The following is an 11,937-nucleotide window of genomic DNA, read 5'->3' as shown; positions in this document are numbered from 1 at the left end:
GCTCGGATCAATCTGCAACCTCTTCAATAGCCAAGAATGTCGAAACTATTTTACAGCCGCAGGCTATGGGTTCGATTAAACGTACGGCGCTCTAGGCTTTCCGGGCCAGTTCAGGTCCGCCTTCTTCTCTAAGTTCAGAAGCAATCCTTAAAGAGTGCCTTGGTATTTTCGAGCGTCATCTTGACCGGATTGCCGCCAGCGCTCGGATCTTCGATCGCCATGGCCGAAAGCTCATCGATTCGGTCGGGCTTGATTCCCATCGCAGAAAGGCTGTCGGGAACGCCAAGTTCAGAGCGAAGCTGCAGCACGTAGTCGTAAAAACCGTCGAAACCGCCGGAAATGCCGAGATAGGCAGCAGCGCGCGCGATCTTCTCCTCGATCGCCGAACGATTGAAGCGAAGCACCGCCGGCATCACGACGGCATTCGTCATGCCGTGATGCGTGTTGTAGACCGCCCCGATCGGATGCGACAGCGCGTGGATGGCGCCAAGCCCCTTCTGGAACGCGACCGCACCCATGGCTGCGGCCGACATCATGTTGGCGCGGGCTTCGAGATCGGTGCCTTCCTTGTAGGCGCGCGGCAGGTATTCCTTGACGAGACGCATACCCTCAAGCGCGATGCCTGCCGACATCGGGTGGTAGAACGGCGAAGAATAGGCTTCCAGGCAATGCGCGAAAGCATCCATGCCGGTGCCGGCGGTGATGATTTTCGGCATTCCGACCGTCAGTTCCGGATCAGCGATGACAACGCCCGGCAGGAACTTCGGATGGAAGATGATCTTCTTCACATGCGTTTCGGAATTGGTGATGACGCTGGCGCGACCGACTTCCGAGCCGGTGCCTGCTGTGGTCGGCACCGCGACAATCGGCGCAATGCCGTCGAGGCTGGCACGCGTCCACCAGTCGCCGATATCCTCGAAGTCCCAGACGGGCCGCGTCTGGCCGGCCATGAAGGCGACGCACTTGCCGAGGTCGAGCCCCGAACCGCCGCCGAAGGCGACGACGCCGTCATGGCCACCATCCTTGAACGCCTTGACACCAGCTTCAAGGTTCTTGTCATTCGGGTTCGGGTCAACATCCGCGAAGATCGCGCGGCCGAGACCAGCTTCTTCGAGAATGTCGAGCCCCGTCTGGGTGATCGCCATCGACGCCAGACCGCGGTCGGTGATCAGCAGCGGCTTCTTCATGCCGAGGCTCTTGCAGGCGTCCGCCAGTTCCTTGATGCGCCCCCGACCGAGCTTGAAGGCTGTCGGGTAGCTCCAGTTGGCTGTGATGTTCATGCTGTGACTTTCTTCAGATGATAGGATTTCGGACGCGTCAGGTTCTGGAAGCCGATGATCGACAACGAGCCGCCACGGCCGGTTTCCTTGACGCCGGTCCAGCAGAGCGCCGGATCGAGATAGTCTGCGCGGTTCATGAACACCGTGCCGGTTTCGATCTCGCGACCAAGCCGCCCTGCCCGCTCCGGATCCTTCGTCCAGAGCGAAGCCGTCAGGCCATACTGGCTGTCGTTCATCAGGGCGATTGCCTCGTCATCGCTTTTGACCTTCATGATGCCGACGGCAGGGCCGAAAGTTTCTTCGCGCATGAAGGCCATCGAGTGATCGACGTTGACGAGGATCTGCGGCGCAAGATAAGCGCCACCATCATCCTGCGGAAAGAGCTTCGGATCGACCAGGGCCTTGGCACCCCTGGAGACAGCATCGGCGACCTGCTCGCGCACCACCTTGGCGAAACGTTTGTTTGCCATCGGGCCGAGCGACGTCTCCGGATCAAGTGGATTGCCGAGCTTGTAGTTCGACACCCAAGCGACCGACTTCTCGACGAAGCTGTCGTACAGCGATTCATGCACATAAATGCGCTCGATACCGCAGCAGCACTGACCGGAATTATAGGTCGCGCCGTCCATCAGCGTATCGACCGCTGCATCGAGGTCGGCGTCTTCCATGACGTAGCCCGGATCCTTGCCGCCGAGCTCGAGGCCAAGACCGGTAAACGTGCCGGCCGCCGCACGCTCCATCGAGCGCCCGCCTTCGACCGAGCCGGTGAAGTTCACGAAGTTGAAGCTGCCGGCGGCAATTAGCGCCGACGTCCTCTCGTGGTCGAGGAATACGTTCTGGAAGACGTCCTCGGGAACGCCGGCCTCGACGAACGCCTGCACCAGCCGCTCCCCGACAACAAGCGTCTGCGACGCATGCTTCAGAACAACGGTGTTGCCCGCCATCAGCGCCGGCGCGATCGTGTTGATCGCTGTCATGTAGGGATAGTTCCAAGGCGCCACGACGAAGACGACGCCATGCGCTTCGCGCTCGATGCGGCGCTCGAACTTGTCGCTTTCTTCGACGACAAGCGGCGCCAGCGCATCGGCGGCGATCGAGGCGACGTAGTTGGAGCGCTCGTTGAAACCCTTGTACTCACCGCCGTAGCGGATCGGTCGGCCCATCTGCCAGGCAAGCTCCGGCACGACGACGTCGGACATTTCATTGAGCCGCGCGACGCCCTTCAACACCAGCTGAACGCGCTGTTCCAGCGGCCGCTTTGCCCAGGCCTTCTGCGCCTTGCGCGCACGCGCCACCGCGTCTTTCGCCGCCTCCAGCGAAAGCGCCGGGCGTTCGGCGTAAACCGATCCGTCGATCGGTGAAATGCATTGGATCATTCCCATGATCTTCATCCTATGTTTTGGCATGCCGAAACCGGCGGACGCCCCAAACAATCTCCCGAGATATGGAAATCGTGTGACAGGACGCCGTCCGGCCTTGGCTACGCTTTATGCTCTTTCGAAACCGCGCGCCACTTCCCAGTCGGTAACGCGACGATCGTATTCTTCCTGCTCCCACTCGGCAGCACGGGTATAGTGGTCGATAACGTCATCGCCGAAGGCGCTACGCAGCATCTTCGATTCCGTCATGGCAGCGGTTGCTGCACGCAGGGTGCGCGGGATCTCGCGGACGCTGCGAGCGCCGTAGGCGTCGCCGACAAACGGCGACTCCAGCTCCATCTTCTTCTCGATACCCTCGATGCCGGCGGCGAGCAGTGCCGCAAACGCGAGATAAGGGTTGAGGTCCGAGCCGCCGACACGGCACTCGATGCGGATCGCGCGGGTATCGTCGCCGCAGAGCCGATAGCCGGCCGTGCGGTTGTCCTTGCTCCAGATCGCCTTCGTCGGCGCGAACGTGCCAGCCATGAAGCGCTTGTACGAGTTGATGTAAGGCGCAAGGAAATAGGTGATCTCGCTGGCGTGTGCGAGAAGACCGGCCACATAGTTGTTCATCAGCGGTGACATGCCGTACTTGCCGCCTTCGTCGTAGAAAAGCGGTGTCTTACCGTCGGCGCTCCAGAGGGACTGATGGATGTGCGACGAGCTACCAGCGGCATTGTAGTGCCACTTCGCGAGGAAGGTGATCGCCCTGCCCTTCGACCAGGCGATCTCCTTGCAGCCGTTCTTTATGATGGAGTGGCGGTCGGCCATGGTAAGCGCGTCGGCATACCGCACGTTGATTTCCTCCTGGCCCGCCGACGCCTCACCCTTCGAGTTCTCGACCGGAATACCGGCGCCTTGCAATCCGGTTCGGATTGCCCGCATGACCTCCTCTTCCTTGGTCGTCTGGAAGATGTGGTAGTCTTCGTTGTAGGCGCTGGCGAGCTTGAGGTTGCGATAACCGGATGCGTGTGCAGATTCGTAGGTCTGGTCGAATAGGAAGAATTCGAGTTCCGAGGCCATGAACGCCTTCATGCCCATGTCTTCCAGTCGCTTGACCTGCTTTTTCAGGATCGCGCGCGGCGAATGCGGTACTTCTTCATGCGTGTGGTGGTCAAGGAGGTCGCAGAGCACGAGCGCGGTGCCTTCGAGCCATGGAATGCGGCGCAGCGTCGAAAGATCGGGCTTCATCGTGTAGTCGCCATAGCCTTTTTCCCAGCTTGTCGCCTTGTAGCCGGACACGGTTTCCATCTCCATGTCGGTGGCAACGAGATAGTTGCAGCTATGCGTTTCCTTCCACGCGCTTTCCAGGAAGTATTCGGCCTGAAACCGCTTGCCCATCAGGCGGCCCTGCATGTCCACCTGGCACGCCAGAACCGTATCGATGCGCCCATCGGCTACATCCTGCTTGAGATCGTCGAGGGTATAGATGCTCATGGTGAATCCGCCTGAACTTGGAACTGAAATCGGTGCAACGAAAGAGCATGCAGTGAAACGAGTGAGCCGCCGTGATGCGTTTTCGTTGATCCGGAGAACGGGGCCGCTATCGCGGCCCCGGAGTCGGAGAGGGAAGTCGAGAACCTCAGGCTTCGCCGACTGCCTTTTCGGCTGCTGCGATCTCCGCCTGACGGCGCGCAACCTCGTCGCCGATCGGCGGTCCCTTGAAGCGGCGGTTTTCGAAGCCGAACCATACGATCGCGGTCAGCACGAGGAAGCCGACGGTGATGTAGAGAGCCCAATCGTTCGGAGGCTGGATGCCAAGAACGAAGATCAGCACCATCGCGAGGATCGACAGGATCGCGAACAGCTTGAACATGCCCTCGCCGAGGTTCCACGGCCCCATCTTGTCCCACTTCGACGTGCCCCAGGCAAAGAGGCCGAGGGTGATCGGGATCGCGAAGGAGAAGAACAGGAAGATGACCGTGCACGATACGACGATCGTGTAAACCGGCGTCTCACCGATCGAAACGAGCGACGAGCCCCAGACGAAAAGGACAGCGAGGATCGATCCGGTCCAGATGGCCGCGACCGGAGTACGGTACTTCGGGCTGACCTTCGACAGCGCCTTCGATGCAGGCAGACCGCCGTCACGCGAGAAGGCGAAGATCATACGCGAGACCGAGGTCACCGTTGCCAAGCCGCACAGCCACTGGCTGACGAAGATGGCGAGGTAGAGCAGATCCTTGACAACAGGGTTCACCTGGCTGTCCATCGCCCAGAAAAATACATTCCAGCCCTGCTTGGCTGCATCGTCCATGTTCGGCAGCATCAGCACGAAAGCGCACAGCATGATGTAACCGAAGAGCGCCGACCACAGGACCGAGGAAACCATGCCGCGTGGCACGGAATGCGCGGCTTTGACCGTTTCTTCCGAGGTATGCGCCGAAGCATCGTAGCCGGTGATCGTGTAGATTGGCAGCAAGAGACCGAGCAGGAAGACCCACGCGCCCGAAGTCGACGGCCAGACATTGCCACCCGCTTCGCCGGAGTAATTGGCGAAGGTAAAAAGCCGACCAATGTCATAGGACGGTGCTGCCAACAGGCAGACAGCGGCCAGTACGATCGCCGTCGCAAAGATCAGATAACCGGAGAAGTCCGTCAGCTTCGCCGTCAACCCAATCCCCATGTGGTTCACGAGCGCCTGCGCACCGGTAATGATAACCAGGAAGACGATGCGGACCATCGTGGTGTCTGTCAGGCCGAAGTAGCTTGTCCCGAAGGCGCCCATGAAGAAGTAGTAGGTGCCGACGTTGATCGCGCCCAGAACGGTGACGAGACCGAGCAGGTTGAACCATGCGGTTACCCAGCCGGTGAAGCGGTTGCCGAGAATCGAGCCCCAATGGTAGAGGCCGCCCGCGGTCGGATAGGCCGAACTGATCTGCGCCATCGCGACAGCGAACACCAGCGAGACGAAGCAACCGACCGGCCAACCGATGCCGATCGCCGCACCGCCGGCACCCGCCGTGGCTTGCGCCAGTGAGTTGATACCGCCGGAGAGGATGCAAATAATGGAAAACGAAACGGCAAAGTTCGAGAACGAGCTCATCCGCCGTTCCAGCTCCTGGGCGTAGCCCATGGAGTGCAGGATATGCATATCCTGCTTCTTGTCGTGATCCGTGTAATCGGACATGACTTCCCCCTGTTTAGCGATCATCCGCGGGATTGCGGATGATCATCCAGTGCCAAAGTGCCCGTGACGTTTTCGCCTACGGGCGGATCGCAGTTAGACTGCTCCCTGGGGTCTTTTTTTTCATTGTCAGGCGTCCAGGCTTTGCTGGAGAAGCCCTGTCAGATAGTCGGCCACGACCCCTTGACCGTCTTCGTCTGAGATGAGGTCGTTGCGGACCTCGATCATTACATTGCGGAGCCCATTGGACAGCCCATGCAGGATCAGCGTGTGGGTCACGCCATCCGCAGGGCCATAGGGCTCGTTGCGTTCGATTTTGTAGAGAGGCGAGCCGGACGATGCGGCGTTCAAAACGCTGTCTGCAAAGCGGCTGTCTTCGTCGTGCAGTATACCAATTTCCACAGCGCGCGTCTTGCCGTGGTACACCGGAGTGAAGCTGTGGACCGTTGCAATCACCGTCTCCCGCCCCCTCGCCTTACGATCGCGAATCAGTGCGCGAATGGCGTCATGGAAAGGAATATACAACGCTTCTGTCCGCGCGAGGCGTTCTTCCCCGCTGAGATGGGCATTGCCCGGTATCTCATAGACTTCGCTCTTCTCAGGCATGGCTCCGGCTGACTCCGGTGGCCTGTTGCAATCGTAGATCAGCCGAGAAAATCGCTGGTAGATGAGTGTGGCATCGAGAGCCTCCGAAATCCCGCGGGCCACGGCCAAAGCGCCCGGATCCCAGGCAATATGACTTTCCAGCGCTTCATCGGAGAGACCGAGTGTTCCGTACCGCTCAGGCAGCAATCGGGAAGCATGCTCGCAGATCACCAGCAACGAGCTCCTGCCGTTCGGTCGCTCGACCGAAACGCATTCGCCTTCCGCTTCGCTTAGGACCTTGAACTGAGCAGCCACCACAGGCGCATCCCGATCATTAATAAAGTATGTATAAGAAAAGAATTCTTCACGTTTCGACGACTGTCAAGCGCACTCTGAAAATTTCTTTTCATGACAGTAGTTGACATGGATTGTGACAGCGTTGTTAACTTTCAGTGGGAAAGTGGCACAAGACCAATCCCGGGGAGCATGATCGCGTGACCGCTGCGTCGAAGACAGTTTCGGACGTAATCCATTCGCATTTTGGCACGCTGACGCGGGCTGAAAAGCAATTGGCTGAGAGCCTTTTGGACAACTACCCTGTCTCCGGACTGGGAAGCATAACGACGATTGCTGAGAACGCCGGTGTGTCAACGCCAACGGTCGTGCGCATGGTCCAGAAGCTTGGGTTCAAGGGCTATCCCGACTTTCAGTCGCACCTCCATCAGGAAGTCGAAGCAACGATTTCAAACCCTATCGCCAAGCACGACCGCTGGGCCTCCAATGCGCCGGGCACGCATATTCTGAACCGCTTTGCCGACGCGATCATGGGCAATCTGCGCCAGACGCTGAGCGCGCTCGATACAGCGACGTTTGACAGCGTCGCCTCCCTCCTCTCCGACCGCAAGCGCGGCCTCTATTTTGTCGGCGGACGCATCACCGGCGCGCTCGCCGAATACTTCTTCACGCATATGCAGGTCATTCGCCCGAACACCGCTCTGCTCTCATCTAATTCGAGCAGCTGGCCGCAATACGTCCTCAATTTGAATCCCGGCGACTTGTTGGTCATCTTCGATATCCGCCGCTACGAGCAGGAGATGGTCAGTCTCGCGACCGCGGCCCGCAAGCGCGGAGCCGAGATTGTCGTGTTTACGGATCAATGGGGATCGCCTGCCGCCAAGCTCGCGCGCCACACGTTTCGTGTGCAGATCGAGGCCCCATCGGCCTGGGATTCATCAGTCGTCACTCTCTTTATTGTCGAAGCGCTGATCGAAGCCGTTCAGAGTTCGACATGGGACGAAACGAAAGAACGCATGAAAACGCTGGAGGGTCTGTTCGAACAAACCAGGCTCTTCCGCAAACTCAGTTAGGAGGGAAAATACGACAGCGAGATGACAGGCCGCGCTTGAGTGAACAACGTGTCGTAAATGAAACACCGCCGCCAAATGCCTGCTATACAAAGAAAAAATAAGGTCATCAAACTGTCACGAAAGCTTCACGTAACGTCAGTAACAGCATCGTCAGACACTGAACCACGAAGGAGAACAACAGTGATCTCTAATATTTCTAGAATTCTTTCACTTTCTACTGCAATTGTTGTTGCTTCGACTGCAATCGCAGCCGCTGAACCGAGCGCTGAACTCATCGCTGCCGCCAAGAAGGAAGGTACGCTGACCACCATCGCGCTTCCGCACGACTGGTGCGGCTACGGCGACGTCATCGCCGGCTTCAAGGCCAAGTACGGTCTCGAAGTCAACGAGCTGAACCCGGACGCCGGTTCGGGCGATGAAATCGAAGCCATCAAGGCCAACAAGGGCAACACCGGCCCGCAGGCTCCAGACGTGATCGACGTCGGCCTCTCCTTCGGTCCGTCAGCAAAGGCCGACGGCCTGATCCAGCCCTACAAGGTCTCCACCTGGGATTCGATCCCGGATAGCGCCAAGGATGCTGACGGCTTCTGGTACGGCGACTACTACGGCGTCCTCTCGTTTGTCGTGAACACCGACATCGTCAAGGAAGTCCCGAAGGACTGGGCCGACCTGAAGAAGTCGGACTACGCCAACAGCATCGCCCTCGCTGGTGATCCGCGCGCGTCGAACCAAGCTGTCCAGGCAGTTTACGCCGCAGGTATCGCAGCCGGTGAAAAGGATGCGACCAAGGCTGGTGAAGCCGGTCTCGCCTACTTCGCCGAACTCAACAAGGCCGGCAACCTTGTGCCTGTCATCGGCAAGTCTGCCTCGCTCGCTCAGGGCTCGACCCCGATCGTCGTCGCCTGGGACTACAACGGCCTGTCCTGGCGCGATACGCTGAAGGGCAACCCGCCGGTTGAAGTCGTCGTTCCGGCATCGGGCGTTAACGCTGGCGTCTACGTCCAGGCGATCTCCGCCTTCGCTCCGCATCCGAACGCTGCAAAGCTCTGGATGGAATACCTCTATTCGGACGAAGGTCAGCTTGGCTGGCTGAAGGGCTATTGCCACCCGATCCGCTTCAACGACCTCGCAGCCAACAAGAAGATCCCGCAGGAGCTTCTCGACAAGCTGCCGCCGGCTGCTGCCTATGAAAAGGCTGTCTTCCCGACGCTCGACGAGCAGGCTGCTGGCAAGGCTGCCATCACCGGCAAGTGGGACAGCGTTGTCGGCGCGAACGTTAAGTAATCTTTGACACAAGGCCTCTCCGCCCTTGGGCGGAGAGGTTTCGTTTTCATTGCCCCGATAAGGCTGTCGTCTATGAGCACCGTTTCAACATCCGTGGTCACGACCACGTCCATGATAAACCGCGACAAGATCGTAGACTGGCTCGGCATCGCACCGTTCATGATCTTCGCGTTGCTGTTCCTTATCGTGCCGACGCTTTATCTCGTGGCAGGCGCCTTCCTGACGCCTGAAGGCAATCTGACGCTCCAGAACATTGCCGACTTGTTCACGCCGTCGATCCTGAGCGCCTACTGGATCAGCATTCGGGTTTCGGTCGCCTCCGCCCTCGGCGGTGCGCTGATCGGCTTCTTTCTCGCCTGGGCCATCGTCCTCGGCGGCCTCCCAAACTGGGTCCGCTCCGGCCTTCTGACTTTTTCCGGCGTTGCTTCAAACTTCGCCGGCGTGCCGCTTGCTTTCGCCTTCCTCGCCACGCTTGGGCGCACCGGGCTCGTCACCGTATTGCTGCGCGATTGGTTCGGCTTCAATCTCTATTCCACCGGCTTCAACCTACTGAGCTTCTTCGGGCTCACCCTCACCTACATGTACTTCCAGATCCCGCTGATGGTGCTGATCCTGACGCCGGCTCTCGACGGGATGAAAAAGGAGTGGAAGGAAGCCGCGCTGATCCTCGGCGCCACCAACGGTCAGTATTGGCGGATGGTCGCCTTCCCGATCCTCTGGCCGAGCCTGATGGGCACGACGCTGCTGCTCTTTGCAAATGCTTTCGGTGCCATCGCGACCGCCTACGCGCTGACCGGTAGCTCGCTGAACATCGTGCCGATCCTGCTCTATGCGCAGATCCGCGGCGACGTTCTTCACAATGCCAACCTCGGCTATGCGCTGGCGCTAGGCATGATCGTCATCACCGGCCTCTCCAATCTCCTCTACATCCTGCTGCGCATGCGCGCTGAACGGTGGCAAAAATGAAGACTTCACGCCTTGGAGCCTGGATCGCCATTGCGTTCGGCTCGATTTACTTCCTGCTGCCACTCATCGCCACGATCGAATTCTCGCTGCGTATGCGCCGCGGCACATACAGTTTCGACGCCTACGCCTCGGTTTTTTCCGATGCGCAGTTCCGCGAAACCTTCGGCTATTCGATGCTGATGGCTCTGTTGACGATCATCTTCGGCATGCTGCTTGTGGTACCGACCGCCTACTGGGTGCGTCTGCGCCTGCCGCAAATCCGCCCGGTCGTAGAATTCATCACGCTGCTGCCACTGGTTATCCCGGCGATTGTGATCGTCTTCGGCTATCTGAGAATGTACAACTCATCCTCGATCCTGCCGCTGACGGGCTCGACCTCAGGCACCAACGTCCTGCTCGTCCTTTCCTATATGACGCTGTCACTACCCTACATGTACCGTGCGGTCGACACGGCGATGCGCGCAATCGACGTCCGCACCTTGACGGAGGCGGCCGAGAGCCTCGGCGCCAGCTGGACGACGATCATGTTCAAGTGCATCTTCCCGAACGTCATGAGCGGCGTGCTCTCGGGCGCCTTCATCACGCTCGCGATCGTCATGGGCGAATTCACCATGGCCGCTCTCCTCAATCGTCCGGCCTTCGGCCCCTACCTGCAGCTGGTCGGCGCTAACCGCGCTTACGAGCCGTCGGCGCTGGCGGTCATCGCCTTCTCGATCACCTGGCTCAGCATGGGCCTGCTCAATCTCGCCTCCCGCTTTCACCGAGCCGCTCCGGCCAAGTCGTAAGGTATCTGGTTTTCATGGCTTTCCTCGAACTCGCAAACCTCAAGAAATCCTTCGGCGCAACGCAGGTCGTGCATGACTTCAACATGCAGATCGAGAAGGGTGAATTCATTTCCTTCCTCGGCCCCTCGGGCTGCGGTAAGACGACCGTCCTGCGCATGATCGCAGGCTTCGAAACGCCCTCCGCCGGCCGCATAGCCATCGGCGGCAAGGAACAAAACAATCTGAAGCCGAACAAGCGCAATATCGGCATGGTTTTCCAGGCTTACGCGCTGTTTCCCAACATGACAGTTCACGACAACGTAGCCTTCGGCTTGAAGGTCGCCGGTGAGCAGGCAACCGAAATCGATCAGCGGGTAAAGGAAATGCTCGGGCTGATTAAGCTCGACCACCTCGCCGACCGCTATCCCTATCAGCTCTCAGGTGGACAGCAGCAGCGCGTGGCGCTGGCACGTGCGCTGGCGGTGCGCCCACAGGTGCTGTTGCTCGACGAGCCGCTGTCTGCCCTCGACGCCAAGATCCGCGTATCACTGCGCGAGGAAATCCGCGCGATCCAGCAGAAGCTCGGCATCACCACCGTCTTCGTGACGCACGACCAGGAGGAAGCCCTGTCGATCTCCGACCGCATCGTCGTCATGAACGCTGGTCGCGCCGACCAGATCGGAACACCCTTCGAGATCTACAACACGCCGGCCACGCGCTTCGTCGCCTCCTTCGTCGGCACGCTCAACATGATCGAGGCCAAGGTCGTCGATCCCGCCGTCAACCGTATCCAGATCGGCGATCAGGGGGTCACGCTAAAGCAGTCCGTCGCGGCTTTCAAAGCGGGCGATACGGTGTCTCTGGCGCTACGTCCGGAAGCCGGATCGTTGGCCGAGAGCGCACCATGCGACACGAAGCTGACCGGTCAGGTCGTCTCCGCGCACTTCCTCGGTTCGGTTATCCGCACCCGCATGAACGTCGGCGGCAACGTCATTTCCTTTGACATGTTCAACAGCCCCGGCGTAACGCCGCCACAAGCCGGAGAAACCGTAACGCTCCGTTTCATGGCAGCGGACCTGCTCGTCATCCGAGACTGAGCGCGCCCTAACCTTTGCGGTTTTGCCACACTCGTTCCCGCATTTCCGG

The 11,937-nt window shown here is 59.5% G+C and carries 10 protein-coding genes; 5 read left to right on the top strand and 5 right to left on the bottom strand.

Annotated features, from left to right (window positions below):
- Positions 1-134: 134 nt before the first annotated feature.
- The 5 genes from FHX16_RS17430 to FHX16_RS17410 all read right to left on the bottom strand — a co-directional run bounded on the left by FHX16_RS17430 (position 135) and on the right by FHX16_RS17410 (position 6,728).
- Positions 135-1,280, bottom strand: a complete 1,146-nt coding sequence (locus FHX16_RS17430; RefSeq protein ID WP_183860959.1) for an iron-containing alcohol dehydrogenase — start codon at positions 1,278-1,280, stop codon at positions 135-137.
- Entirely contained in the window at positions 1,277-2,662 is a 1,386-nt protein-coding gene (locus FHX16_RS17425; protein ID WP_183860960.1) for an aldehyde dehydrogenase family protein, read from the bottom strand. The genes FHX16_RS17430 and FHX16_RS17425 overlap by 4 nt, the downstream gene beginning before the upstream one ends.
- 105 nt (positions 2,663-2,767) lie before the next feature.
- Positions 2,768-4,135, bottom strand: a complete 1,368-nt coding sequence (locus tag FHX16_RS17420) for a glutamine synthetase family protein (protein ID WP_183860961.1) — start codon at positions 4,133-4,135, stop codon at positions 2,768-2,770.
- A gap of 145 nt (positions 4,136-4,280) precedes the next feature.
- The gene (locus FHX16_RS17415; RefSeq protein WP_183754509.1) at positions 4,281-5,828 is read right to left on the bottom strand and encodes an amino acid permease; all 1,548 of its coding nucleotides are present in this window, start codon (positions 5,826-5,828) and stop codon (positions 4,281-4,283) included.
- A 126-nt stretch (positions 5,829-5,954) separates the two neighbouring features.
- Entirely contained in the window at positions 5,955-6,728 is a 774-nt protein-coding gene (locus tag FHX16_RS17410; protein WP_183860963.1) for an N-formylglutamate amidohydrolase, read from the bottom strand.
- Positions 6,729-6,904: 176 nt separating this feature from the next.
- Here FHX16_RS17410 and FHX16_RS17405 point away from each other — a divergent pair, with 176 nt between their 5' ends.
- The 5 genes from FHX16_RS17405 (at position 6,905) to FHX16_RS17385 (ending at position 11,888) form a co-directional block, all read left to right on the top strand.
- Positions 6,905-7,777, top strand: a complete 873-nt coding sequence (locus FHX16_RS17405) for a MurR/RpiR family transcriptional regulator (protein ID WP_183860965.1) — start codon at positions 6,905-6,907, stop codon at positions 7,775-7,777.
- A gap of 180 nt (positions 7,778-7,957) precedes the next feature.
- Positions 7,958-9,061 (top strand): ABC transporter substrate-binding protein, encoded by a 1,104-nt coding sequence (locus FHX16_RS17400; RefSeq protein WP_183754503.1) that lies wholly within the window; start codon positions 7,958-7,960, stop codon positions 9,059-9,061.
- A gap of 72 nt (positions 9,062-9,133) precedes the next feature.
- Positions 9,134-10,027, top strand: a complete 894-nt coding sequence (locus FHX16_RS17395) for an ABC transporter permease subunit (RefSeq protein ID WP_183754501.1) — start codon at positions 9,134-9,136, stop codon at positions 10,025-10,027.
- Positions 10,024-10,812 carry an ABC transporter permease gene (locus FHX16_RS17390; protein WP_183754499.1) on the top strand — a complete coding sequence of 263 codons (789 nt, stop codon included), beginning with the start codon at positions 10,024-10,026 and terminating at the stop codon, positions 10,810-10,812. Before FHX16_RS17395 ends, FHX16_RS17390 begins: the two co-directional genes overlap by 4 nt.
- A gap of 14 nt (positions 10,813-10,826) precedes the next feature.
- On the top strand, positions 10,827-11,888 hold the full coding sequence (locus tag FHX16_RS17385) for an ABC transporter ATP-binding protein (protein WP_016554562.1): 1,062 nt from the start codon (positions 10,827-10,829) through the stop codon (positions 11,886-11,888).
- The last annotated feature ends 49 nt before the right edge of the window (positions 11,889-11,937 follow it).

Origin of the sequence: Rhizobium sp. BK661, from assembly GCF_024808825.1 — a bacterium.
Classification (GTDB): Bacteria; Pseudomonadota; Alphaproteobacteria; order Rhizobiales; family Rhizobiaceae; genus Rhizobium.
This window is presented reverse-complemented; position numbering and strand designations above follow the sequence as displayed.